The following is a 23238-nucleotide window of genomic DNA, read 5'->3' as shown; positions in this document are numbered from 1 at the left end:
GGTGTGCCCCGCCCGGCCCCGGCCGTGTGCGGGGCCGCATCGGGCGGGCGCGAGGCCCCTCGGAGCACTCGGAGCACCGCGGTGTGCCGTCCGCGCCGCTCGCTCATAGGATCGAGACGTGGACCAGCGCCGACGCCGTAGAGCCGCACCCGCAGCGGTGGGGGCCGCCCTGCTTCTGCTCGCGGCGTGCGGCGCGGGCGTGCAGGGAAAGCCCGGCGGGAACCGGCTGCACGATCCCGACCCGTACTTCCCCCGGCTGGGCAACGGCGGCTACGACGTCCGCCACTACAGCCTGACCCTCGCCTACGACCCGGGTTCGGGCCGCCTCACCGGCACCGCCGACATCACCGCCCGCGCCACCCAGGACCTCTCCGCGTTCACCCTGGACTTCGCGGGGATGACCGTCCGGGGCGCGACCGTCGACGGCCGCTACGCCCCGGCCAACCGCGCCGGCACCGAACTGACCATCCGCCCGCACCACGACGTCGCACGCGGCGACACCTTCCGTACCGTCGTCCGTTACGCGGGAAAGCCGAAGACGATCACCGACCCGGACGCCTCCGATGAGGGCTGGCTGCCGGACGGCGATGACGCGCTCGCTCTCGGGGAGCCCACCGGCTCGATGGCGTGGTTCCCGGGGAACAACCACCCCTCCGACAAGGCGACGTACGACATCGCCATCACCGTCCCGGCCGGCCTCCAGGCCGTCTCCAACGGCCGGCTGACCTCCCGGCGGACCAGCGGGGGCCGCACCACCTTCCACTGGCACACCGCCGAGCCGATGGCGAGCTATCTCGCGATGCTGGCGATCGGCCGGTACAGGACGCACTCCTTCACCTCGCCGTCCGGGCTGCCGGTCTTCACGGCGGTCGCCCCCTCGGAGGAGAAGAGCAGCGCTTCCGCGGTGGCCAGGCTCCCCGAGATCATCGCCTGGGAGACCAAGCAGTTCGGCCCGTACCCCTTCGACTCGACGGGTGCGGTCATCGCCCCCGCCGGGGCCGCGGGCTACTCGCTGGAGACCCAGACCAGACCGGTGCTCCCCGGCGACCAGGCCAGCCTCCCGACACTGGTCCACGAGCTGTCCCACCAGTGGTTCGGCGACTCGGTCACCCCCACGTCGTGGCGGGACATGTGGCTGAACGAGGGCTTCGCGACGTACGCGGCCTGGCTGTGGGACGCGGACCACGGCGGCGAGAGCGTCCAGGACCACTTCGACGACGCCTACGACTCCGAGGGCAACTGGGACTTCCCCCCGGCCGACCCGCCGGGCCCGAAGCAGATCTCGGCCTCTCCGGTGTACGGGCGGGGCGCGATGGTGCTGCAGATGATCCGCCGGAGAGTCGGCGACGACGCGTTCTTCTCGCTGGTGCGGGGCTGGGCCAGGGACCACCGCTACGCCAACGTGACGACGGCGGAGTTCACGCGGTACGCGGAGAAGAAGACCGGCAAGGACCTGGGCGCGATCTGGAAGAGCTGGCTCTACGGCAAGGACAAACCGGCGAGGCCGTAGCTCCCGCCGCTCAGAGCAGGCGGGTCTCCGCCACTTTCTCGCGCATTCCGCGGGCCGACCGGGGGCGGTATCCCGCCAGCGACCCGACCGCGCGGCTCAGCCACTCCGTATCGGCGAACCGGTGCGCCCGGCCCTCGGCTGCGGTCTGCCTCATCAGTTCCTGGAACAGCGACAGGTGCGTGGGGTTGTACCAGTGCGGGTGGCGGTCGAAGGTGGCCGGCCAGTTCTCGTACGGGTGGCGCAGCGTCAGGTGCAGATAGCCGCGCCCACGCCCCTTCCAGAGGCCCGGCAGCCCGCCGAGCAGGGTCAGCGCGCCGTACGAACCCATCGGGGGGTACTTGGCGCCCAGCGTGAAGTCGATCAGCATGATCCGGGACCAGGGCGTGAGGCGCTCCTCGGTCTTCTTCGCGTGCCCCGGGTGCTGGTACAGCCCGTCGGCGCGGAACTCCAGCCATGCGCCGTCCGGCCGTCGGCAATCGCCCACGCCCCAGCGGTCGTTGACCCGCTCCAGGGGCCCCAGGGACGCGCTGCCGTCACTCATCGGCTCATTGGAGCACGGCGGGCGCGGGCGCGGGAGGGGCGGGGCGCCCTTGTGCGGCGACCCGGGAATGTGCGGCGTCCCAGGAACGGTGACATGGGCGGGGCGGAGCGCTCCGCCGGCAGGCGGAGCCCCTGGCAGGAGTGCCAGGGGCTCCGCCCGGGGTGTCACGCGGACGTCAGACCGTGACGCCGAAGTCCTGGGCGATACCGGCCAGACCCGAGGCGTACCCCTGGCCGACCGCGCGGAACTTCCACTCCGCGCCGTTGCGGTAGAGCTCGCCGAAGACCATGGCGGTCTCGGTGGCGGCGTCCTCGCTCAGGTCGTAGCGGGCGATCTCCGCCTCGCCGGCCTGGTTGATGATGCGGATGAAGGCGTTCCGCACCTGGCCGAAGTTCTGCGAGCGGTTCTCCGCGTCGTAGATCGAGACCGGGAAGACGATCTTCACGATGTCGGCGGGCAGACCGGCCAGGTTGACCTTGATCTGCTCGTCGTCGCCCTCGCCCTGGCCCGTGACGTTGTCACCGGTGTGCACGATGGTCTGGTCCGGCGTGGCCTTGTTGTTGAAGAAGACGAAGTGGCCGTCGGAGAAGACCTTGCCCTCGCCGTTCACCGCGATTGCCGACGCGTCGAGGTCGAAGTCGGTGCCGGTGGTCGTACGGACGTCCCAGCCGAGGCCGACCGTGACGGCGGTCAGGCCCGGGGCCTCCTTGGTGAGGGAGACGTTGCCGCCCTTGGACAGGCTTACAGCCATGGGGATGTCCCTTTCCGTTCTGTACGCGGGCTTCGTGTGGTCACGACGCTACCGTTACCCGCCATAACGTCGGCAGGGGACCGTGAGGTTCCAGCTCTCTTTACTCTCTTTGCTTTCTTTGCCCGGTACGCGGCGTACCGGGCAGGCCCGGCCGGGAAAAGCGGGTGACGCACCGGTCAGGACCAGCGACCATGGAGGCATGTCCGGTCCCTACGTCGTCCGTGGTGCGGTCTCCCTCCCGGAGGCCGAACTCATGTGGCGCTTCTCGCGCTCGTCAGGACCCGGTGGCCAGCACGTCAACACCAGTGACACGCAGGTGGAGCTCCGGTTCGACCTCGCGAACACGGAGGCGCTGCCACCGGTCTGGAAGGAGCGCGCCCTGGAGCGCCTGGCCGCGCGGCTCGTCGGCGGGGTGATCACCGTACGGGCGTCGGAGCACCGGTCGCAGTGGCGGAACCGGGAGATGGCCGCCGTGCGGCTCGCGTCGCTGCTGGCGGAGGCCACGGCGCCGCCGCCGAAGCCCCGGCGGGCCACGAAGATCCCACGCGGCATCAACGAGCGGCGGCTGCGGAACAAGAAACAGCGCAGCGACACCAAGCGGGGCCGTACCGGACGCGGCTGGGACTGAGCGGACCCGGCCTGGGGCGGCCTCCATGGCCCCCGTGCGAGCTGCGAGCCCCGGACTCAGCCCAGGTGCCGGTACCGGCCCCGGAAGTACGTCAGCGGGCCGCCCTCCGTGCCCGGCAGGTCCACCGTGAGGACGCGGCCGATCACCAGGGTGTGGTCCCCCGCCTCCACCCGCTGCTCCGTCGCACACTCCAGCGTCGCCAGCGCGCCCCCGATCAGCGGGGCCCCCGACACCTCGCCGCGGGTGAAGGTGAGGTCGGCGAAGAGCAGGTCGTCACTGATGCGGCCCTTCATCGCGAAGCGGCCCGCGATCTGCCGCTGGCTCTCCGCGAGGAGGGAGGCGGCCCAGCGCGGCTGCTCCGCCAGCAGGTCGTCCATCCGGGAGCCGTTCCGTACGCTCACCAGCGCCAGTGGCGGATCCAGTGACACCGACATGAACGACGTCGCCGTCATGCCCACGTCGGCGCCGCGCGGGCCGCCGTCCGCGTCATGGGCCGTCACCAGCACCACGCCTGCGGTCAGCCGGGACATGGCGGCGCGGAAGTCGTCGTTGCTCACCCCCTCAGGATGGGGGATGGGCTCGGAGCGCGGGGTGGGGATCGTCTGGAACACATCAAGAACGCTAACCCCGGCCCGCCGCGCCCCACATCGGGCCACAGGACCAGGCGGGTCCTAGGACCCGCGCCCGCGGGGCCCGGTCCCGAGCTGCCGAGGAGCAGCGGATCCGCGGCGTGGAGAAGGGCGGAACAGTCGCGTTACTGCTCATTCAACCCTTCGCACCCAGTTGTGACTTGAGTCACGACCGGCATAAATTGTTGACCCTGCGTACCTGCCGCACAGCTCGCTGTGATTCAGTGGCGGAGACACTGCACCAAGTGCGCCGATCAGAAACCTGGAGTTGCTGTCGAGGTCTCGGGGAGAGCGAACCATGGAGAGCGAGTCGGAGCCGTACGTCCGTCTTGCGACCCTGCGGCAGTTGCACCAAGCGGTCGCCCAGCTCAACCAGGCCCGCAGCCTGGCGGACACCCTGCAGACGGTGGCCGACGGCATAGTGGCCGGCCTCGGCTATGAGCTGGCCTGCGTCAATCTGGTGCGGCCGGACGGTGACCTCATGGTCGCCGCCCTCTCGGGGGACGAATCCGCCTCCGCCCTGATGTCCGGCCGGGTCGGCTCCCGCACGTCCTGGGAGCGCAGGCTCTCCATGGGCGTGGCCTGGGGAGACCTCCGGTTCATCCCGTACACCGAGGGCTGGGTCCTCGACAACGACGACGTGCCGCAGGTGCACAACGACGGACCCGAGCCGCGCTTCGAGGACGAGTGGCACCCCTCCGACCGGCTCTTCGCCCCGATGTACGCCACCGACGCGTCCGGCGGCGAGCTGATCGGCGTCATATCCGTCGACCGCCCGCGCAATGGCAGGCACCCCGGGGCCTGGGGGCAGGAAGCGCTGCAGATGTACGCGTTCCAGGCCGCCATAGCGATCACCAACGCCCGGCTGCGCGCCAACATGCAGCGCGCCCTGGTCCGCCTGGAGCGCGAGCAGCAGGCGCTGCGCGCCAGCGAGGAGTCCTTCCGGCAGGCCTTCGAGTACGCGCCGAGCGGCATGGCCATCGCGGAGATGGGCGGCGACCAGCACGGCAGGCTGCTGCGCACCAATGACGCGCTGTGCCGGCTGCTCGGACGGCCCGCGTCCGCGATGCGCCGCTACTCCTTCGCCGACCTCGTCCACCCCGAGGACGTCGGCACCCTGCTCAGGACCTCCGCCGAGGGCGGCCGCGCCGAGCTCCGGCTGCGGCGCCGGGACACCTCGTACGTCTGGGTCTCGCTCCGTAACTCCGTGGTGGCCGACACTACCGACGGCCCCCGCTTCCTGCTCACCCACGTCGAGGACGTCGAGGAGCGCAAGCGCCACGAGCTCCAGCTCGCGCACCGCGCCTCGCACGACTCGCTGACCGGTCTGCCCAACAGCGCCGAACTGCGTGCCCGCCTCAGCTCCCGGCTCTGCGAGTGGCCCGACGCGGTGCGCGAGACCGCCATCGAGGCGCTCGATGCCGCGTACGAGCAGGGACCGGCGCCGGCCGAGCGGTACGGGACCAGTCCGTTCGCCTTCGGCGGGTCCGGCGGTGGGCCCTACGAGCACGTCCACACGGTCGCCCCTTCGTCCGAGACCGGCGAGCCTGCCGGGCCGGGGGCGGAGGCCGACGACGGCACGAAGGGGCTCGCGGTGCTCTTCTGCGACCTCGACGGCTTCAAGTCGATCAACGACCGCTTCGGCCACCACACGGGTGACGCGGTTCTCATCGAGGTGGCGCGCAGGCTCACCGCCGCCGTGCGCGACGGCGACACGGTCGCCCGGCTCGGTGGTGACGAATTCGTCGTCCTGGCGGACGGCCTCGGCTCGGCGGACGCCGCGGACCTCGCCGTACGGCTGCGCAATTCGATCATTCCGCCCATTCGGGTGGACGGCAGGGCGGTCCGGGTGGGGGCCAGTTTCGGGATCGGCTGGGCGAGCTGCGGCATGTCTGTCGAAGAGGTGCTGCGCTCCGCCGACCAGCGGATGTACGTGGAGAAACGCTCCAGGTCGAAGCTGCACCGGCGGGCGGGGTAGGCGGTACCCGAGGGGCGGCCGTGCCGGGACAGGGCCCGGCGTACTGGCCGGACTGTTCATCCGTACGGGGTAGGCTCGCCCGGGTCAGCGATGTGTGAGGAGTGCAAGGGATGACGGCCGGCAACAACGGCGCGAGCACGCCCGAGGACGACGATCCGTTCGGCTATCTGTACGAGGACGGCCGGGCAGCAGGGGCAGTTCCCCCGCCCGGTGGCGGCGGATACGGCTACCCGGGTCCGACGTCCGGCGGGCAGCCCGGGGTGCCCCGGACGTCGTACAACCATGTGCGGACAGTCGGCGAGCGCCAGTACGGGCAGCAGGCGACGCAAGCACCTCAGCAGGCGTACGGTCAGCCGCCCCAGCAGTACGGCCAGCAGCAGGCGTACGGCCAGCCGACGGCGCAGTACGCGGCGCCGGAGACGTACCCCGGTGGTCCTCCCGTCCAGCAGCCCCCGCGTCAGCAGGGCGGCGGCCGGGGCGGCCCGAACCACAAGGGGCTGCTGATCGGCGCGGTCGCGGTGGTCGCGGTCGTCGTCATCGGCATCGGTGTGGCGCTGGCCACCAGCGGCGGCGACACGAAGGACAACAACGCCGGCTCGGACAACGCGGGCGGCGGGCAGACCTCCTCGCAGTCGGCTCAGCCGAACCAGAGCGCGTCGGCGTCGTCCCAGCCCGTGCTGCCCAAGCAGGACGCTGCCACGCTGCAGCTCGGCGGCGGCGCGATCACCGACAAGTCGGTCGACGGCGCCCAGGGGCCCGGCGGCTCGTACATCAACGGCTTCAACGCCGTGGGCTCGTCGGTGACCTGGCAGGCCAACGTGGAGAAGGCCGGCGACTACAAGCTGTACGTGCGCTACGCCATCCCGGCCAAGGACGCCAACGCCACCCTGACGGTGAATGACAAGGCGAACAACTCACCGCTGGGCTTGAAGAACTTCATCAGCAGCAACAACCCCGACTGGGCGAAGAACTGGCAGACCACCTGGGCGCCGGTGACTCTCAAGCAGGGGCAGAACACCATCAAGCTGTCCTGCGAGACCGGCAACCAGTGCAACGCGATTCTGGACTGGCTGCAGATCAAGACGCCGTAAGGACTCCGGCCCGCCCGGCCTGATCCGGGCCGGGCGGGCCCCGGCCGTTACACCGACGGTGTGTGCTCGGTGACGAGGACCTGCGGAAGCAGGTCCTCGTACGCGTTCCGGTCGAATTCGCCCGCCGCGGGCGCCAGCACCGTGGCCGCCGACAGCGCCACCGCCCTGGCCAGCCGCTCCGGCCACGGAAGGTCCTCCACCAGGCCCGAGAGCAGTCCGGCCACTGCCGAGTCGCCCGCGCCCGTCGGGTTGCCCTCGAAGCGGGCCGGGGGCAGGGCCTGCCAGGTGCCCTCGGGGGACGCGGCCAGCATGCCTTCCGCGCCGAGTGAGGCGACCACGGTGTGGGCGCCGCGGCGGCGGGCGTCGCGGGTGGCGCGCAGCGGTTCGCGGGAGCCGGTCAGCTGAGCCAGCTCGTCGGCGTTCGGCTTGACCAGGTCGGGCCGGGCCGCGATGCCGCGCCGCAGCGGTTCGCCGCTGGTGTCGAGGAGGACCGGGACGCCGGCGCCGCGGGCCTGCTTGACCAGCTGGGCGTACGCGCCGACCGGGACGCCCGGCGGCAGACTGCCGCAGAGGGCCACCGCTTCGGCGCCGGCCAGCAGCTTCCCGTACGAGCGGAGGAAGGCCTCCCACTCGTCGGCCGACACGGTCGGGCCCGGCTCGTTCAGCTGCGTCGTGTCGCCCGAGGTCGCGTCGACGACGGCGATGGTGCGCCGGGTGTCCCCGGCGACGGGGACGAGCGCGTCGGCGGGCGGCAGCCCGGCCAGCAGACTCCGCAGCATCTCGCCGGTGGGGCCGCCGGCGAAGCCGGTGACGACCGTCTCGTGGCCGAGCGCCGAGAGCACCCGGGCCACGTTCAGGCCCTTGCCGCCCGCGCGTTCGGTGACCGATTCGACTCGGTGACTGGCGTGCGGGATCAGCGCGGGGACGTGGTAGGTGATGTCCAGGGCGGTGTTCAGGGTGACGGTCAGCAGCACTTGATTGATCATGCCAAACAGAGAGCGGCAGGCACAGCCCTTGACCTGCCACTTCCTGTCATTTCTGCAAGATTCTGATCAGTTCTGCTTTGGTTCGATCACCCAAGCGCCCTTGCGCATCACACCGGCCAGAGCGAAGTCCGCGTCCAGGACGACCAGGTCGGCGTCCTTGCCGGGCTCCAGCGAGCCGATCCTGTCGTACAGGCCGAGGAGCCGCGCCGGGTTGGCCGAGATGGACCGTACGACGTCGTCCACCGGCAGCCCGTCCACGGTGACCGAGCGGCGGAAGGCGGTGTCCAGGGTGAGGGTGGAGCCCGCGATCGAGCCGCCCTCGACCAGCCGGGCGACGCCCTCCTTGACCTGGACCTCCAGCGGGCCGAGCAGATAGACGCCGTCGCCGAAACCGGCGGCGTCCATCGCGTCGGTGATGAGGGCGACGCGTGCGGAGCCCGCCGCGCGGTACGCCAGCTCCAGCGCGGCCGGGTGCAGATGTGTGCCGTCGTTGATCAGCTCGACGGTGACCCGCTCGTCCTCCAGGAGGGCGGCGATGGGGCCGGGGTCGCGGTGGCCGAACGGCGGCATCGCGTTGAAGAGGTGGGTGGCGACGCTCGCGCCCGCGTCGATCGCCTCGACGGTCTGCTCGTACGTGGCGTCGGTGTGGCCGATGGCCGCGATGACGCCGTTCTCGGCGAGCAGGCGTACGGAGTCGATGCCGCCCTTCATCTCGGTGGCCAGCGTGAACATCCTGGCGGTGCCGCGCGCCGCGTCCATCAGCTTGCGGACGTCGGCCGGGTCCGGGTCGCGCAGCAGCGCCTCGCTGTGCGCGCCCTTGCGGCACGGGGAGATGAACGGGCCCTCGAAGTGGATGCCGGCCAGGTCGGCCTGCTCGACCAGCTCGGAGAGGAGCGCGGCCCGTTCGGCGAGGAAGTCCATCTCGCCGGTGACGGTCGAGGCGACCATCGTCGTCGTGCCGTGCTGTCGGTGGGTGGCGATGCCCTTGAGGACCTCTTCGGGGGTTCCTGACGTGAAGGACGCCCCGCCGCCGCCGTGCACGTGCATGTCGACGAATCCGGGGACCACCCAGTAGCCCGCGAGATCGAACACGGCCGCGCTCTCGGGAGCGCTCCCGGCGATGCGCGAGCCCTCCACGATGACCCGGCCGCCCTCGACGGTCCCGGTCGGCAGCACCACGCGGGCTCCGGCGAGGACTGTGCTTGCTTCGCTTCCGGCCATCAGGCGGATACCTCCGTGGAGAGAAGATCCCAGGCGAGCAGCCCTGCGCCCAGGCATCCAGCGGTGTCCCCGAGGGCCGCCGGGACGATGTGGGGCAGTTTCTGGAACGTCACGCGTTCCTCCACTGCCGCCTTGAGTGGCACGAACAAGGTTTCCCCGGCCTCGGCGAGCCCGCCACCGATGATCAGCGTGCGGGGGTCGAGCAGGGTGAGCGCGGTGACCAGGCCGTCGGCGAGTGCGTCCACCGCGGACTGCCAGACGGCGACCGCCCGCGGGTCCCCGGACTCGACGGCCTTGGCGCAGTCGGCCGCGTCGGCCTCCGGGTCGCCGGACGCCGCGGCCCAGGCCAGCGAGACGGCGGAGGCGGACGCGTACCGCTCCAGGCAGCCGCGCTGTCCGCAGCCGCAGTCGACGCCGCCGGGCCGTACGACGATATGGCCGATCTCGCCCGCGTACCCATGGGCGCCCGCCTCGATGGACCCGTCGATGCCGATGGCGCCCGCGATGCCGGTGCCGAGCGGCATGAAGAGGAAGCGGTCGGCGCCCTTGCCCGCACCGATCCGGCCCTCGGCGAGCCCGCCGGTGCGGACGTCATGGCCGAGCGCGACCGGGATGCCGTGCAGCCGGGTGCTGAGCAGGTTCCGCATGGGGACGTCGCGCCAGCCGAGGTTGGAGGCGTAGACGGCGATGCCGTTCGCGGCGTCGATGATGCCGGGGACGGCCACGCCTGCGGCCGACGCGGTCCGGCCGAAGTGCTCCTCGCCGTAGGCGCGCAGCTCTGCGGCGAAGTCGAGTATCGATGCGACGACGGCCTCGGCGCCGCGCTCCCGGTTGGTGGCCCTGCGTGCCTCGTGGAGCAGCGTGCCGTCCGCCCCGACCAGGGCGGCTTTCATGCCGGTGCCGCCCACGTCGAGGGCGATGACATGGTTTTCGGCCGGGAGACCGGGGGTGGTTCCCCGGGAGAATGCAGTCACCCGGACAGTGTGGCTCGGATAGCCGATAAAGGTCTAGTCCACTCTCCTGGATTGTTGCGCATCCATACAAAGTCCGGGCAAAGACGCGGGCAAGAAACGGCGTGAGACGGCTGGTTCGGCCCGAGTCTCTTGGGGCGCGTGTTGCCGAAGCGAGACCGGATAGCTGTGGACCCCCTGATGACCGTGGGGGAAAATCGCAACCACGTGCGACGGTACGGCACGGGGGACCGGCTGGAACATAGTGAAACAGAGGGTGGGAAAAGGGCTGTGCGGCGGCGCTTCTTGGGGCTTACTGCGGCGGTTGCCGCGCTCGGAATGACGACGGTGCTCTCCGGCTGCGGATCGGACAGCGGATCGGGTGACGTCACCCTGAAGGTCGTCGCCGCGAACTACGACCCGAACGACGGACCCAGCAACCAGCAGTACTGGGACAAGCTGGCAGCCGCCTTCGAGGCGAAGAACCCGCACATCAAGGTCGACGTCTCCGTCTACTCCTGGAAGACCATCGACGCGAAGGTCGCGCAGCTGGTCAAGTCGGGCCACGCCCCCGACATCGCCCAGCTGGGCTCGTACGCCGACTACGCGGACCAGGGAAAGCTGTACAGCGCGGACGACCTGCTCTCCATCGGCGTCCAGTCCAACTTCCTGACCTCGCTCTCGGACGCGGGCGAGCAGGACCGGGTGCAGTACGGAATGCCGTTCGTCGCCTCCACCCGGCTGCTCTTCTACAACGAGAAGATGTTCTCCTCCGCCGGACTCAAGGCGCCGAAGACCTGGGACGAGCTCAAGTCCGACGCGCAGGTACTGAAGGGCAGGGGCGTGAAGTACCCGTACGCCCTCCCGCTGGGCACCGAGGAGGCGCAGGTCGAGGCGACCCAGTGGCTGCTGAGCGGCGACGGCGGCCTCACCGACGGCGTGGGTACCTACACGATCGACTCGGCGCAGAACGTCAAGACCTTCGACTGGCTGAAGAACGACCTGGTCGGCGCCCACCTGACCGGGCCCACGCCCCCCGCCGACTTCGACCGCAGGCAGGCGTACGAGGCCTTCACCCAGGGCCAGGTCGGCATGCTCAACGGCCATCCGCAGCTGGTGCAGCAGGCGGAGGCGAAGGGCATCAAGGTCGGCATGGTCCCGATGCCCGGCATCAGCGGTCCGACGAAGTCGACCATGGGCGTGGCCGACTGGATCATGGGCTTCAAGCAGAACGGCCACCGCACCCAGATCGGCGCGTTCCTCGACGACGTCTTCAGCGACAAGAACGTGCTGGCCCTCACCCGCCAGTACAACCTGCTGCCCACCACCACCTCGGCCTCCGGCACGCTGGCGGACGACCCGCGGCACAAGTTCCTCAAGACCTTCCTGGACGAGCTGCCCAACTCGCAGCTGCCGCCGGTCGGCAAGACGTCCTGGTCGCTGGTGAGCGACGACATGAAGAAGGGGATCGGCAAGGCCGTGCAGCCGGGCGGCAACCCGGCGAGCGTCCTCAACCAGATCCAGAGCGAGGCCGCTGCCGCGCAGAACGCGGAGTAGCGGGCCGCCCGGTGCTCCCGGGGCCGGGCGGCCCGTACCGGGTGGCCCTCCCGGCCGGCTCCCCAGTACGTTGGCCCGTATGACTGGCGACGACGCGCACGGCCCCGCGCTCCCCGAGCGCGACCGCGCCGTACTCGCGCTGGAACGCAGTTCCTGGCCGGGCGCCGGTGCCAAGGAGCGGGCCATCAGGGAGCAGCTCGGCATCTCACCGGTCCGCTACTACCAGCTCCTCAACGCCCTGCTGGACGACGAGGGGGCGCTGGCCCACGACCCGGTGACGGTGAACCGCCTGCGCCGGGTCCGGGCGGCCCGCCGCGAGCGCCGCTGACCCGATCGCAGCCCGCCCGCGGCCCCGCAACGGCAGGCCGCGGCCTCCGGTGGCCCCGCCCTGCTCCGAAGGGAAGGCGCCGGAGCCCGGCTCCCCGCTAGGGTCGTCCCATGGGCCGCTCACCGAACACCCTGCCGACCCCCGTCACCGCCGCCGGCCGCGAAGGGCTCGCCGCTTTCCTGGCCGGGCCAGGGAAGGCCGTCGTGGCACTGGACTTCGACGGCACGCTCGCCGACATCGTCCCCGACCCGGAGCAGGCCCGCGCCCACCCGGACGCCGTCCCCGCCCTCGTCGCGCTGGCGCCGCGAGTCGCATCCGTCGCCGTCGTGACCGGCCGTCCGGCCGAAGTGGCCGTGCGGTACGGGGGGTTCGAAGGGGTCCCCGGCCTTGAGCGTCTGGTCGTGCTCGGCCACTACGGGGCGGAGCGCTGGGACGCCGCCACCGGCACGGTCGACGCCCCCGCCCCGCACCCCGGCGTCGCGGCCGTCCGCGCCGGGCTTCCCGGGCTGCTGGAGGCGGAAGGCGCGGGCCAGGGCGCCTGGATCGAGGAGAAGGGCGGCAGGGCCGTGGCGGTCCACACCCGCCGCGCCGCCGATCCCGAAGCGACCTTCGAGGCCCTGCGCGCCCCGCTGGCCGCGCTCGCCGCCCGGCACGGCCTGATCGTCGAGCCCGGCCGGATGGTCCTCGAACTGCGTCCGCCGGGCGTCGACAAAGGCGCGGCGCTGACCGCGTACGTACGCGAGACCGGCGCGGGGCCCGTCCTGTACGCCGGGGACGACCTGGGCGATCTGCCCGCCTACGACGCCGTCGAGACGCTCCGCGGCCACGGCGTACCCGGTCTGCTGGTGTGCAGCGGCGGAGAAGAGGTCCCCGCCCTGGCCGCCCGCGCCGACCTGGTGGTGCCGGGGCCGGGCGCGGTGGCCGGCCTCCTGTCGGACCTCGCCCGCGCCGTCACCCCGTAGGCCCCGTCCCGGCGTGAGCCGGGACGGGGCCCTGCGGTCACCCGGCCGGGCCGAGCGCGTCGAGCTGGTCCAGGAACCACTTCTGCGGCGGCAGGGCGGTCGCCGCCGCGGCCAGCCGTTCGGTGCGCCGGGCGCGTTCGTCCTGCGGCATGGTGAGCGCCTCGTGCAGTGCGGCGGCGGTGGCGCTCACGTCGTACGGGTTCACGGTGATCGCGTCGCGCCCGAGCTCCTCGTACGCCCCGGCCTCCCGCGAGAGGACCAGCGCGCACCCGTGGTCGGTCACCACCGGGACCTCCTTGGCGACCAGGTTCATACCGTCGCGGATCGGGTTGACCAGGGCGACGTCCGCGAGCCGGTAGGCGCCGAGCGAGCGGGCGAAGTCGTCCTTCAGATAGAGCACCACCGGGGTCCACTCCGCGGTGGCGTAGCGGGAGTTGATCTCGTCCGCGACCCGCCGGACCTCGTCCATGTAGTCGCGGTAGACCGCGAGGTCCTGCCGCGAGGGGTACGCGAAGGCCATGTGCACCACCCGGCCGCGCCACTCGGGGCGGGTGTCCAGCAGCTCCCGGTAGGCGAGCAGTCCGCGCACGATGTTCTTGGACAGCTCGGTCCTGTCCACCCGGACGATCGTCCTGCGGCGTTCGCCGCCCCCTTCACCGCTCCCGCCACCGATCCGCTCGCGCAGCTCCGCCATCCGCTCGTCCACGTCGGGCTCGTGGGACCGCTTCCGCAGGAAGTCCGCGTCGGCGCCGAGGCCGTGCACCGCGATCGCGGTCTGCCCGGTGCCGCCGACGACCGCCGTGCAGCAGGCGACGAAGGCGTCCGCCCAGCGCTGGGTCAGGAACCCGGCCCGGTCGGCGCCGAGGATGCCGCGCAGCAGCTCCTCGCCGATGTCGTCGGGGAGCAGCCGGAAGTACTCGACGGGCGCCCACGGGGTGTGCGAGAAGTGCGCGATCCGCAGGTCGGGGCGGAGCTCGCGGAGCATCCCTGGCACCAGGGCCAGGTGGTAGTCCTGCACCAGCACGGCTGCGCCCTCGGCGGCCTCGGCGGCCAGCGCCTGTGCGAACGCCTCGTTGTACGTGCGGAACGCGTCCCACTTCCGCCGGAACTCCGCGTCGAAGACCGGTTCGAGCGGGGTCTGGTACAGCATGTGATGGACGAACCACAGCACGGAGTTGGCGATGCCGTTGTACGCGTCGGCGTGCACGCCGGGGTCGATGTCGAGCATCCGCACCCCGTCCGCCGAGACCCCGCGCCGCACGGCGGCCCGGTCGCCGTCGCCGAGGGCGGCACAGACCCAGAGCGAGTGGGCGTCCCCCTCGACGGCGGAGAGCCCCGAGACGAGCCCGCCCCCGCCGCGCTTCGACGTGAGCTCACCGTCGTCGCGGAGGGTGTACGAGACGGGGCCCCGGTTGGAGGCGACGAGGACGCGGGCGGCATGCGGAGAGGCCATGACGCGAACTTAGCCCGTGCCGCAAACGCTCAAACGTGCGGATGCGTGGAGAACCGCGCCGGTCAGTGCGGCGCGGCGGCCTTGTCCTCGCCCGGGGCGCGCTCGTCCTCGGGCACGGAGATCACCCAGTGCGTGGCCTGCCGGGGCCTGAGGTACAGCGCCCAGTACAGGGCGGCTGCGGCGACGATGACCCCGGTGATGATCAGGCTCTTGGCGCTCTGCTGGTAGAGCACCCAGGCCAGCACGACGATCAGCAGGGCGGGAATCGCGGGCCACAGCGGCATGCGCCAGGCCAGCCGGTGCTTGTGCTCCCCGCGCCGCGAGACCAGGGCGCCCAGCGCGACGAAGACGTACATCGCGGCCACGGCGACACCGGTGACGTCGCTCAGCGTGTCCAGATTGACGAAGCACAGGACCGCACCGGGGACACCGACGGCGAGCGTCGCCGCCCAGGGGGAGGCGTAGCGCCGGCCGATGTGGGAGAGAGCGCGGTTGGCCGCGTTCGGCCAGGCCGCGTCGCGCGCCGACGAGTAGACGACGCGGGAGTTCTGGATCACCATCACGATGGCCGCGTTGATGATCGCCAGGGCGATGCAGAGACTGACGAACGTGCCGACGGCGGAGTTGCTCCAGGTCTGCACCATGCCCGCGACATCACCGGTGGCGAGGGTCTTGAGGTCCGGGGCGCCGAGAGTGATCGCGATGACCGGGACCAGTACGACGGCCGCGCCGATGGCGAGCGTCCACAGCACGGTGCGGGAGACGTTGCGGCGCGGGTCGTCCATCTCCTCCGCCAGGTACACGGCGGTGGAGAAGCCCTGGAGGATGAAGAGGGCGGTGGCGAGTCCGGTCACGATGAGACCGGCGGTGACGGCCGAACTGTGGCCGTGCCCCGCGTCCATCACCGGGTGCACGAGCACCGAGGCGGACCGGCTGGTGTGGGTGAAGCCGAGGAAGGCGACGACCGCGCAGGCCACGACTTCCAGGACCAGGAAGATCCCGGTGATCCAGGCGTTGGCGCGCAGGTCGAGCAGGCCCATCGCGGTGGCCAGCAGCATCACGCCGGCCGCCGTGTACTGCGGGTTCAGATGGACGATCGGCGCCAGGTAGTCGGCGGTGCCCAGCGCGATGATGGGCGGCACGATCATGACGACGATCAGCGAGAGGACGAAGACCAGCCACCCGGCGAGCCGGCCCATGAGGGTGCCGACCATGGCGTACTCGCCACCGGAGCTCGGTATGAGTGTGCCCAGCTCGGAGTAGGTGAACGCGACGCCGATGCAGAGCAGCCCCGCGATGGCGATGGTGAGGGCCGTCCCGGTGCCCAGGGTGGCGAACGAGTCCGGCACGATCACGAACAGTGAGGACGCCGGGGTCAGACAGGACAGTGTGAGGAGCGTTCCTCCCACCACACCGATGGACCGGGTCAGGGTGGGAGCCTCGCCTGCCCTCGCGGCGAGGGTGTCGGCATCCGGTTTGCCCGGGGGTGGGGCAACGGTCGTGTCGGGCGTATGGGTCATCCGTTGTCCCATCGGTGCTGACGGCATGAGGCTGGCGGCATGAGGGGGAAGGCACCTTCTGCTGAAGAGTGCCGCACATGCGGGGCGTACCCGTAGGACGTCCGCGCCGCTCCGGTGACCGAATACAACTCCCGACGGGGTGTCCCGTCAAGGGTTCGTTAAAGCGTCAGCGCAACGAAATCCGTTGACCCTTTCGGACATGGAAGTGCTCTTCTACGCTTCGATCGCGGAGTTCACACGGATTTCGCGGCCCGATGGCTGGTTCGGATTCTCGTGTCCAGCATGGCCAAAACCTTTCCATGGACACCGGTGGGACAGGGAATGCCGAGGGGTCAGGCCGCCCGGTGCTCCGCGTACTCCCCGACGGACCGCATCGGGGGCCGTTCCTCGGTGTCCACCGTGTACGTCCGCGGTACGAACCCCTCCGCCCCCCGCTCGAACTGCGTGAGCGACGGCCGCACCAGCTGCCCCCGCGACAGCCGCAGCTGCGCGGTGCGGTAGATCGCCGCCGCCATCCGCCCCAGCGCGAGCCCGTCCTGGTGGCGGTGTTTGCGCGATCCGACATCGACCTGGGCCAGCGCGTCGAGGCCCACCGTGTGGAGCGCGTCGACCAGCAGGCCCAGCTCCACTCCGTAACCGACCGGGAAGGGCAGCTGTTCGAGCAGGGAGCGCCGCACCGCGTACTCGCCGCCCAGGGGCTGGACGAACCCGGCCAGCTGCGGCCAGTGCAGATTGAGCAGCGGCCGGGCCACCAGCTCGGTCACCCGCCCGCCCTGGCCCGCCGCCTCACCGAGCGGCCGGTCGTACATGGCCTTCACGAACTGCACATCGGGCTCGGTCAGCAGCGGCCCGACGATCCCCGAGACGAAGTCCGCCGAGAACTCCCGCAGGTCCGCGTCCACGAAGCAGACGATGTCGCCGCCGGTCACCAGCAGCGAGCGCCACAGCACCTCGCCCTTGCCCGGCACGGCCGGGATCCGCGGCAGGATGTCGTCCCGGTGCACCACCCGCGCCCCGGCCGCCGCTGCGGCCTCGGCGGTACGGTCGGTGGAGCCGGAGTCGATGACCACCAGCTCGTCGACGAGCGGCACCGGCAGGGTGTCCATCAGCTCCCGGCGGATGGTCGCGACGATCGCCCCGACCGTCGCCTCCTCATTGAGCGCGGGCAGGACGACACTCACCTTGGCGCCGCGTTTGGCGGCGGTCAGCCGGTCCAGCGGACGATCGGCTGCCGACCAGGAACGCCTGGTCAGCCAGCGGTCCACCTCTTCCAGCACGGCGCGTCTCCTTGACTGTGAGCCATCTCGCGGTTCGGACGACTATCTCAACCGTCCCAGCCTTCGGTTACAGTCTTGAACAACGCAAATGACCACTGCATGCCGGGGGTCGGACGCGCGGACAAAAACGCCGGGCCCGGAGGCCCGCGTCATAAGCGCTCATCCAGAGGGACTGAGGGAACGGCCCGTAGAAGTCCCGGCAACCCTCCCGCCGACCGCGAGGTCATGGTGGGGAAGGTGCCAATTCCGTCTTGCGGCGAAGTACGCCGCGAGGAAGATGAGGAGAGGACCTCGCCACCATGGCTGTGCAGACCGCCACCACCACCGAGACCGTCGATCTCGGCCCCGCCGCCGCCCTCTCGTGCCGCGAGTGCGGAGAGCGTTTCCCGCTCGGTCCGCTCTTTGCCTGCGCGTCCTGTTTCGGGCCGCTCGAAGTGGCATACGACCTGCCGAGCGGCTCCCCCGACGAGCTCAAGAAGCGCATCGAGGCCGGCCCGGACAACATCTGGCGCTACGCCCCGCTGCTGCCCGTCCCCGCCGACGTGGCCGACCACCCCAATCTGAACCCGGGCTTCACCAAGCTCGTCAAGGCCGACAACCTCGCCCGTGAGCTGGGCATCACCGGCGGCCTGCACGTCAAGGACGACTCCGGCAATCCGACGCACTCCTTCAAGGACCGTGTCGTCGCCATCGCCGTCGAGGCGGCCCGTGCCTTCGGCTTCACCACGCTCTCCTGCTCCTCCACGGGCAACCTGGCCGGTGCCGTCGGCGCCGCCGCCGCCCGCGCCGGCTTCCGCTCCTGCGTCTTCATCCCGCACGACCTGGAACAGGGCAAGGTCGTGATGGCCGCGGTCTACGGCGGCGAGCTGGTCGGCATCGAAGGCAACTACGACGACGTCAACCGCTTCTGCTCCGAGCTCATCGGCGACCCGATCGGGGAGGGCTGGGGCTTCGTCAACGTCAACCTCCGCCCGTACTACGGCGAGGGTTCCAAGACCCTGGCGTACGAGATCTGCGAGCAGCTCGGCTGGCAGCTGCCCGACCAGATCGTCATCCCGATCGCCTCGGGCTCCCAGCTCACGAAGATCGACAAGGGGCTCCAGGAGCTGATCAGGCTCGGCCTGGTCGAGGACAAGCCGTACAAGATCTTCGGTGCGCAGGCCGAGGGCTGCTCGCCGGTGTCCACCGCGTTCAAGGCCGGGCACGACGTCGTACGGCCGCAGAAGCCGGACACGATCGCCAAGTCGCTGGCCATCGGCAACCCGGCGGACGGCCCGTACGTGCTGGACATCGCCCGGCGTACCGGCGGCGCGGTCGAGGACGTCAACGACGCGCAGATCGTCGACGCGATCAAGCTGCTGGCCCGCACCGAGGGCATCTTCGCGGAGACCGCGGGCGGCGTGACCGTCGGCGTGACGAAGAAGCTCATCGAGGCCGGTCTGCTCGACCCCTCCCTCACCACCGTCGTGCTGAACACGGGCGACGGCCTCAAGACCCTGGACGCGGTCGCCCCGACGTCCGGCCCGACCGCGACGATCCGTCCGACCCTGGACGCGTTCCGCGAGGCCGGACTGGCCGCGGGCGCCTGACGGAGCCCCGTCCCGCTGTACGGCCCGCCCGGCCCGTCCGCCGGGCGGGCCGGGCACCCGTCATCCCCGTAACCGTCCGCCCCCGTCCCGCCCCGGACTCCTGGAAGGCAATCCGCATGAGCGTCAAGGTCCGCATCCCCACCATCCTCCGCACCTACACCGGCGGCCAGGCCGAGGTCGCCGCCGACGGCGGCACCCTCTCCGAGGTCATCGCCGATCTGGAGAAGAACCACACGGGCATCGCCGCCCGCGTCCTGGACGACCAGGGCAAGCTGCGCCGCTTCGTGAACGTGTACGTGAACGACGACGACGTGCGCTTCGAGCAGGGCCTGGAGACCGCCACGCCCGACGGCGCCGGTGTCTCCATCATCCCGGCCGTCGCCGGCGGCTGAGCGAGCCCGGCGGGGCCGCTGCGCCCGCGCCCGGCATCCGAGCCACCTGCTGTACCCCTTGCCCCCTCCGCGCACGAAGCGGAGGGGGCAATTCAACATGATTGAACACGGTAGAGTTGGGGCAGCCCCCTTGATCGCCTGTGCCCCGAGCATATGAGGCCGCGACAATGTGTGGGCAATGTGTCCGGCCCCTTTGCGGCGTAAGTGCCCTTTGCCCGGCCCGACTTGCCCAAGGATCCCTGGAAAACCGCCCAATCGTGTCTTCGATGACGCTCAGATTTCTCGTCCGATTGACCTGTTGCAGAGGGCAGTTGGGCAGATACATTCAGCCGCGGTCGACGCGTTCCGGCGCAAGGTCTGACCCGGATCCCGCGAAGTGCGGGCTCTGTGCAAGGGCCAGTAATAGGGGAGTTAGGCATGGCTCAGGGCACCGTCAAGTGGTTCAACGCGGAGAAGGGGTACGGCTTCATCGCGGTCGACGGTGGTGCGGATGTTTTCGTCCACTACAGCGCGATCCAGATGGACGGTTACCGCACCCTTGAAGAAGGTCAGCGAGTCGAGTTCGAGATCTCGCAGGGCCAGAAGGGTCCACAGGCGGACATGGTCAAACTCGCCGTCTGATACAGGGCGCGTTTCGGCCGCCGACGCACTCACGCCGAGAGGCCCGTACCCCGCAGTGGGGTACGGGCCCCTCGTGCGTTCCGGCGCCTGTCGTGCCCGCACCGCCGCCGGTACGGCCCTTCTCCGGAGGGGCTTGTACCCACCCGCGGCCCGGCCGCCGCCCCCTGGCGCCTTCTCCGAAGGCGCTTGCACTCAAGGGGGTCGAGTGCTAATCATTGGCGTTAGCACTCTCCCAGTGAGAGTGACAGAAAGACCGGGTTGGCGAGGCCCGCGGGCCGGGTGGGGAAAGGAACCACCGGGCAAGCAGGCCGTCCGTCGCGGGCGCTGCCAGGTCTGACGCTTTCCACCCACCCCCAGACTTCGTCCGGGGGGACCCCCAGTCCTGGGAGGACCACTTCACATGGCCAAGATCATCGCGTTCGACGAGGAGGCACGGCGCGGTCTCGAGCGCGGGATGAACCAGCTCGCCGACGCCGTCAAGGTCACCCTCGGCCCCAAGGGCCGCAACGTCGTCCTTGAGAAGAAGTGGGGCGCCCCCACGATCACCAACGATGGTGTCTCCATCGCCAAGGAGATCGAGCTCGAGGACCCGTACGAGAAGATCGGCGCCGAGCTCGTCAAGGAGGTCGCGAAGAAGACGGACGACGTCGCCGGTGACGGTACGACCACCGCGACCGTCCTCGCGCAGGCGCTGGTTCGTGAGGGCCTCCGTAACGTCGCCGCGGGTGCCAACCCGATGGCGCTGAAGCGTGGCATCGAGAAGGCCGTCGAGGCCGTCTCCGCCGCTCTCCTCGAGCAGGCCAAGGACGTGGAGACCAAGGAGCAGATCGCTTCGACCGCCTCCATCTCCGCCGCTGACACCCAGATCGGCGAGCTCATCGCCGAGGCGATGGACAAGGTCGGCAAGGAAGGCGTCATCACCGTCGAGGAGTCGCAGACCTTCGGTCTTGAGCTTGAGCTCACCGAGGGCATGCGCTTCGACAAGGGCTACATCTCGGCGTACTTCGCCACCGACATGGAGCGCATGGAGTCGTCGCTCGACGACCCGTACATCCTCATCGTCAACTCCAAGATCGGCAACGTGAAGGACCTCCTTCCGCTGCTGGAGAAGGTCATGCAGTCCGGCAAGGCGCTGCTGATCATCGCGGAGGACGTCGAGGGCGAGGCGCTGTCGACGCTGGTCGTCAACAAGATCCGCGGCACCTTCAAGTCCGTCGCCGTCAAGGCCCCGGGCTTCGGCGACCGCCGCAAGGCCATGCTCGGCGACATCGCCATCCTCACCGGTGGCACGGTCATCTCCGAGGAGGTCGGCCTCAAGCTGGAGAGCGCCGGTCTCGACCTGCTCGGCCGCGCCCGCAAGGTCGTCATCACCAAGGACGAGACCACGATCGTCGACGGTGCCGGTGACAGCGACCAGGTCCAGGGTCGCGTCAACCAGATCCGTGCCGAGATCGAGAACTCCGACTCGGACTACGACCGCGAGAAGCTCCAGGAGCGCCTCGCGAAGCTGGCCGGCGGCGTGGCCGTCATCAAGGCCGGTGCCGCGACCGAGGTCGAGCTCAAGGAGCGCAAGCACCGCATCGAGGACGCCGTTCGCAACGCGAAGGCGGCCGTCGAGGAGGGCATCGTCGCCGGTGGTGGCGTGGCCCTGCTCCAGGCTTCCGCGGTGTTCGAGAAGCTTGAGCTCGAAGGTGACGAGGCGACCGGTGCCAACGCCGTGAAGCTCGCGCTTGAGGCCCCGCTGAAGCAGATCGCCGTCAACGGTGGTCTCGAAGGCGGAGTCATCGTCGAGAAGGTCCGCAACCTGCCCATCGGTCACGGCCTGAACGCCGCGACCGGCGAGTACGTGGACATGATCGCCGAGGGCATCATCGACCCGGCGAAGGTCACGCGCTCCGCGCTGCAGAACGCCGCGTCGATCGCCGCGCTGTTCCTCACCACCGAGGCCGTCATCGCCGACAAGCCGGAGAAGGCCGCTGCCGGCGGCGCTCCGGGCGGCATGCCTGGCGGTGACATGGACTTCTGATCCTCAGCGAGGATCGGCTGCTCCAGCAGTAGTACGGCACGCAGTACGGACCGAGGGCGGTACCCCTTCTCGCAAGGGGTACCGCCCTCGGGCGTTCCCCGGTTGCCTCCTTCGCCGTCCGGTCGACGAGGAGATGGCCCGGCACGGGCTCGGCCTCAGGCTTTCCGCTGACCCATGCCAACGCCACCGTCCCGGGTGCATGGCGGGCGAGCTCCTCGAAGTCCTCGCCGGACACCCGGGCGTGGTCAGCGGTACCGGGGGTCATGGATGGCGGCGCCTCCTCCCCGCCGTCGTGGCCTCTTCCGGGCGGGGACGAGCTGAACGGTCATGCGCGGGTCCTCTCCGGGGGCCGGGCCGCCGCAGCGCGTGCTTCGGCGGCGCGGGCCCGGACGTGGGCAGGGGGCAGCGCGGCCGGACGGGGCGCGGCAACTCCCCGGCACTCCGCGCATGCGCCACCGGGCAGCGCCTCCGGCCGCCCCGGCGCCCCGCACTTGCCGCACTCCAGGACACGCAGTGCCGGGCGCGGGGCGGGCGGCACCTGGGGTGCGCGCTCGGGTGGGAGCTTGTCGGTGAGGCGCCTGCGCACGAGCGAGGACGCGCGGTGTACGGGGGTGGGCAGGCCGGCGGTCAGGGCGTACAGCATCTCGGGCTCGGTGGCGCCACGGTCGAACCAGACGGCGGCCAGCGGCTCCAGCGCGGCACAGTCCGCCGCCGACAGGCTCAGCGAGGGTGCGGTGCGGCCGAGGGCTGCGAGCAGGATGAAGGCCCGCGACCGGGACGGCCGTCGTGCCGGTGGTGCGTCCTCCGGTACACCTCCGGTGGTGAACGCCGCCCACCAGCTGTCCTCGCGGGCGGTACGGGAGAACCACGTACGCGTCACCCACCGGGCGCTGTCCGCCCCGATCAGGTGCTCGCTGCCCCGGCGCAGATGCCCGGCGCGCTGGAGGGCGTTGAGCGCGGTCCGCAGGGCGCACTGCCCGTAGGGGAGGACCTTGGCCAGCGTCTTCACCGAGATGTCGGAGCCGTCCGGCAGCCGGTCGATGTACGCGGCGATGGCCGCTTCGCGGAGCGGCAGGTGTGCGAAATCCGTTGCCGTGTGCGGGCGTTGGCCGCTCGCGGAGCGCTTCCCGTACCCAGGACCGGCCATCGGGTGAGGGGGCACGTGCAGCGGGCGGTAGGCAGCATTAAGGTGGCTGTCAGCCATGGATCGCTCGTTTCGATCTCGTTG

At 70.9% G+C, this 23238-nt stretch carries 21 protein-coding genes and 1 riboswitch; of the genes, 11 read left to right on the top strand and 10 right to left on the bottom strand.

All coding sequences use genetic code 11. From position 1 onward, the window contains the following. Nucleotides 1-118: 118 nt before the first annotated feature. Complete coding sequence (locus OG917_RS15590) at nucleotides 119-1510, top strand: M1 family metallopeptidase (RefSeq protein ID WP_328318206.1); 1392 nt, start codon at nucleotides 119-121, stop codon at nucleotides 1508-1510. Nucleotides 1511-1520: 10 nt separating this feature from the next. Here OG917_RS15590 and OG917_RS15585 read toward each other — a convergent pair whose 3' ends face one another. Together OG917_RS15585 and OG917_RS15580 are read right to left on the bottom strand one after the other, a co-directional pair. Beyond that, the gene (locus OG917_RS15585) at nucleotides 1521-2051 is read right to left on the bottom strand and encodes a hypothetical protein (protein ID WP_328318205.1); all 531 of its coding nucleotides are present in this window, start codon (nucleotides 2049-2051) and stop codon (nucleotides 1521-1523) included. Between the two features lie 175 nt (nucleotides 2052-2226). Then, nucleotides 2227-2802, bottom strand: a complete 576-nt coding sequence (locus tag OG917_RS15580) for a TerD family protein (RefSeq protein WP_328318204.1) — start codon at nucleotides 2800-2802, stop codon at nucleotides 2227-2229. A gap of 199 nt (nucleotides 2803-3001) precedes the next feature. Here OG917_RS15580 and arfB point away from each other — a divergent pair, with 199 nt between their 5' ends. Further along, complete coding sequence (gene arfB, locus OG917_RS15575) at nucleotides 3002-3430, top strand: alternative ribosome rescue aminoacyl-tRNA hydrolase ArfB (RefSeq protein WP_328318203.1); 429 nt, start codon at nucleotides 3002-3004, stop codon at nucleotides 3428-3430. A 56-nt stretch (nucleotides 3431-3486) separates the two neighbouring features. On the opposite strand, the gene OG917_RS15570 is transcribed toward arfB, so the two are convergent. Next, complete coding sequence (locus OG917_RS15570; RefSeq protein ID WP_328318202.1) at nucleotides 3487-3987, bottom strand: flavin reductase family protein; 501 nt, start codon at nucleotides 3985-3987, stop codon at nucleotides 3487-3489. Between the two features lie 370 nt (nucleotides 3988-4357). Here OG917_RS15570 and cdgB point away from each other — a divergent pair, with 370 nt between their 5' ends. Together cdgB and OG917_RS15560 are read left to right on the top strand one after the other, a co-directional pair. Then, nucleotides 4358-6037, top strand: a complete 1680-nt coding sequence (gene cdgB, locus OG917_RS15565) for a diguanylate cyclase CdgB (protein WP_328318201.1) — start codon at nucleotides 4358-4360, stop codon at nucleotides 6035-6037. Nucleotides 6038-6147: 110 nt separating this feature from the next. After that, nucleotides 6148-7128, top strand: coding sequence for a CBM35 domain-containing protein (locus OG917_RS15560; protein WP_328318200.1), 981 nt, complete (start codon nucleotides 6148-6150; stop codon nucleotides 7126-7128). Nucleotides 7129-7175: 47 nt separating this feature from the next. Here OG917_RS15560 and OG917_RS15555 read toward each other — a convergent pair whose 3' ends face one another. The 3 genes from OG917_RS15555 to OG917_RS15545 form a co-directional block, all read right to left on the bottom strand. Next, nucleotides 7176-8102 carry a 1-phosphofructokinase family hexose kinase gene (locus OG917_RS15555; protein ID WP_328321915.1) on the bottom strand — a complete coding sequence of 309 codons (927 nt, stop codon included), beginning with the start codon at nucleotides 8100-8102 and terminating at the stop codon, nucleotides 7176-7178. Between the two features lie 78 nt (nucleotides 8103-8180). Continuing rightward, entirely contained in the window at nucleotides 8181-9335 is a 1155-nt protein-coding gene (gene nagA / locus OG917_RS15550; protein ID WP_328318199.1) for an N-acetylglucosamine-6-phosphate deacetylase, read from the bottom strand. After that, the gene (locus tag OG917_RS15545; protein ID WP_328318198.1) at nucleotides 9335-10309 is read right to left on the bottom strand and encodes an ROK family protein; all 975 of its coding nucleotides are present in this window, start codon (nucleotides 10307-10309) and stop codon (nucleotides 9335-9337) included. Before OG917_RS15545 ends, nagA begins: the two co-directional genes overlap by 1 nt. A gap of 315 nt (nucleotides 10310-10624) precedes the next feature. Between OG917_RS15545 and OG917_RS15540 the strand changes: the two genes are divergently transcribed. The 3 genes from OG917_RS15540 to otsB all read left to right on the top strand — a co-directional run bounded on the left by OG917_RS15540 (nucleotide 10625) and on the right by otsB (nucleotide 13132). After that, nucleotides 10625-11842: an ABC transporter substrate-binding protein gene (locus OG917_RS15540; protein ID WP_328318197.1), complete on the top strand. Its 1218-nt coding sequence runs from the start codon at nucleotides 10625-10627 to the stop codon at nucleotides 11840-11842. 79 nt (nucleotides 11843-11921) lie between these two features. Further along, nucleotides 11922-12170 (top strand): DUF3263 domain-containing protein, encoded by a 249-nt coding sequence (locus OG917_RS15535; protein ID WP_328318196.1) that lies wholly within the window; start codon nucleotides 11922-11924, stop codon nucleotides 12168-12170. Nucleotides 12171-12280: 110 nt separating this feature from the next. Continuing rightward, nucleotides 12281-13132, top strand: coding sequence for a trehalose-phosphatase (gene otsB, locus OG917_RS15530; protein ID WP_328318195.1), 852 nt, complete (start codon nucleotides 12281-12283; stop codon nucleotides 13130-13132). A gap of 37 nt (nucleotides 13133-13169) precedes the next feature. Here the strand turns inward: otsB and OG917_RS15525 are convergent, their stop codons facing one another. The 3 genes from OG917_RS15525 to OG917_RS15515 all read right to left on the bottom strand — a co-directional run bounded on the left by OG917_RS15525 (nucleotide 13170) and on the right by OG917_RS15515 (nucleotide 17382). Further along, entirely contained in the window at nucleotides 13170-14585 is a 1416-nt protein-coding gene (locus OG917_RS15525; protein ID WP_328318194.1) for an alpha,alpha-trehalose-phosphate synthase (UDP-forming), read from the bottom strand. 62 nt (nucleotides 14586-14647) lie between these two features. Beyond that, nucleotides 14648-16105, bottom strand: a complete 1458-nt coding sequence (locus OG917_RS15520) for an APC family permease (RefSeq protein ID WP_328318193.1) — start codon at nucleotides 16103-16105, stop codon at nucleotides 14648-14650. Nucleotides 16106-16437: 332 nt separating this feature from the next. Next, nucleotides 16438-17382, bottom strand: coding sequence for a glucosyl-3-phosphoglycerate synthase (locus tag OG917_RS15515; RefSeq protein ID WP_328318192.1), 945 nt, complete (start codon nucleotides 17380-17382; stop codon nucleotides 16438-16440). A gap of 156 nt (nucleotides 17383-17538) precedes the next feature. Further along, nucleotides 17539-17666: riboswitch (SAM riboswitch) on the top strand. 15 nt (nucleotides 17667-17681) lie between these two features. Here OG917_RS15515 and thrC point away from each other — a divergent pair. The 4 genes from thrC (at nucleotide 17682) to groL (ending at nucleotide 22010) form a co-directional block, all read left to right on the top strand. Then, nucleotides 17682-18971, top strand: a complete 1290-nt coding sequence (gene thrC, locus OG917_RS15510; protein ID WP_328318191.1) for a threonine synthase — start codon at nucleotides 17682-17684, stop codon at nucleotides 18969-18971. 116 nt (nucleotides 18972-19087) lie between these two features. Further along, the gene (locus OG917_RS15505; protein WP_266855603.1) at nucleotides 19088-19363 is read left to right on the top strand and encodes a MoaD/ThiS family protein; all 276 of its coding nucleotides are present in this window, start codon (nucleotides 19088-19090) and stop codon (nucleotides 19361-19363) included. Nucleotides 19364-19780: 417 nt separating this feature from the next. Further along, entirely contained in the window at nucleotides 19781-19984 is a 204-nt protein-coding gene (locus OG917_RS15500; RefSeq protein WP_005315736.1) for a cold-shock protein, read from the top strand. A gap of 400 nt (nucleotides 19985-20384) precedes the next feature. Beyond that, nucleotides 20385-22010: a chaperonin GroEL gene (groL, locus tag OG917_RS15495; RefSeq protein WP_328318190.1), complete on the top strand. Its 1626-nt coding sequence runs from the start codon at nucleotides 20385-20387 to the stop codon at nucleotides 22008-22010. Nucleotides 22011-22335: 325 nt separating this feature from the next. Here the strand turns inward: groL and OG917_RS15490 are convergent, their stop codons facing one another. Further along, nucleotides 22336-23214, bottom strand: coding sequence for a hypothetical protein (locus tag OG917_RS15490; protein WP_443058965.1), 879 nt, complete (start codon nucleotides 23212-23214; stop codon nucleotides 22336-22338). Nucleotides 23215-23238 lie beyond the last annotated feature (24 nt).

The organism is Streptomyces sp. NBC_00388 (assembly GCF_036061255.1).
GTDB lineage: Bacteria > Actinomycetota > Actinomycetes > Streptomycetales > Streptomycetaceae > Streptomyces.
Note: the sequence above shows the minus strand (reverse complement) of the source record. Positions and strands in the feature narration are given on the sequence as shown.

What these genes read in the sequence shown, in the direction of transcription:
- OG917_RS15585 (WP_328318205.1), bottom strand. Translation starts at nt 2,051, where the DNA reads ATGAGTGACGGCAGCGCGTCCCTGGGGCCCCTGGAGCGGGTCAACGAC.
- OG917_RS15580 (WP_328318204.1), bottom strand. Translation starts at nt 2,802, where the DNA reads ATGGCTGTAAGCCTGTCCAAGGGCGGCAACGTCTCCCTCACCAAGGAG.
- arfB (WP_328318203.1), top strand. Translation starts at nt 3,002, where the DNA reads ATGTCCGGTCCCTACGTCGTCCGTGGTGCGGTCTCCCTCCCGGAGGCC.
- cdgB (WP_328318201.1), top strand. Translation starts at nt 4,358, where the DNA reads ATGGAGAGCGAGTCGGAGCCGTACGTCCGTCTTGCGACCCTGCGGCAG.
- OG917_RS15560 (WP_328318200.1), top strand. Translation starts at nt 6,148, where the DNA reads ATGACGGCCGGCAACAACGGCGCGAGCACGCCCGAGGACGACGATCCG.
- nagA (WP_328318199.1), bottom strand. Translation starts at nt 9,335, where the DNA reads ATGGCCGGAAGCGAAGCAAGCACAGTCCTCGCCGGAGCCCGCGTGGTG.
- OG917_RS15540 (WP_328318197.1), top strand. Translation starts at nt 10,625, where the DNA reads ATGACGACGGTGCTCTCCGGCTGCGGATCGGACAGCGGATCGGGTGAC.
- OG917_RS15535 (WP_328318196.1), top strand. Translation starts at nt 11,922, where the DNA reads ATGACTGGCGACGACGCGCACGGCCCCGCGCTCCCCGAGCGCGACCGC.
- otsB (WP_328318195.1), top strand. Translation starts at nt 12,281, where the DNA reads ATGGGCCGCTCACCGAACACCCTGCCGACCCCCGTCACCGCCGCCGGC.
- OG917_RS15525 (WP_328318194.1), bottom strand. Translation starts at nt 14,585, where the DNA reads ATGGCCTCTCCGCATGCCGCCCGCGTCCTCGTCGCCTCCAACCGGGGC.
- OG917_RS15520 (WP_328318193.1), bottom strand. Translation starts at nt 16,105, where the DNA reads ATGACCCATACGCCCGACACGACCGTTGCCCCACCCCCGGGCAAACCG.
- thrC (WP_328318191.1), top strand. Translation starts at nt 17,682, where the DNA reads ATGGCTGTGCAGACCGCCACCACCACCGAGACCGTCGATCTCGGCCCC.
- OG917_RS15505 (WP_266855603.1), top strand. Translation starts at nt 19,088, where the DNA reads ATGAGCGTCAAGGTCCGCATCCCCACCATCCTCCGCACCTACACCGGC.
- OG917_RS15500 (WP_005315736.1), top strand. Translation starts at nt 19,781, where the DNA reads ATGGCTCAGGGCACCGTCAAGTGGTTCAACGCGGAGAAGGGGTACGGC.
- groL (WP_328318190.1), top strand. Translation starts at nt 20,385, where the DNA reads ATGGCCAAGATCATCGCGTTCGACGAGGAGGCACGGCGCGGTCTCGAG.
- OG917_RS15490 (WP_443058965.1), bottom strand. Translation starts at nt 23,214, where the DNA reads ATGGCTGACAGCCACCTTAATGCTGCCTACCGCCCGCTGCACGTGCCC.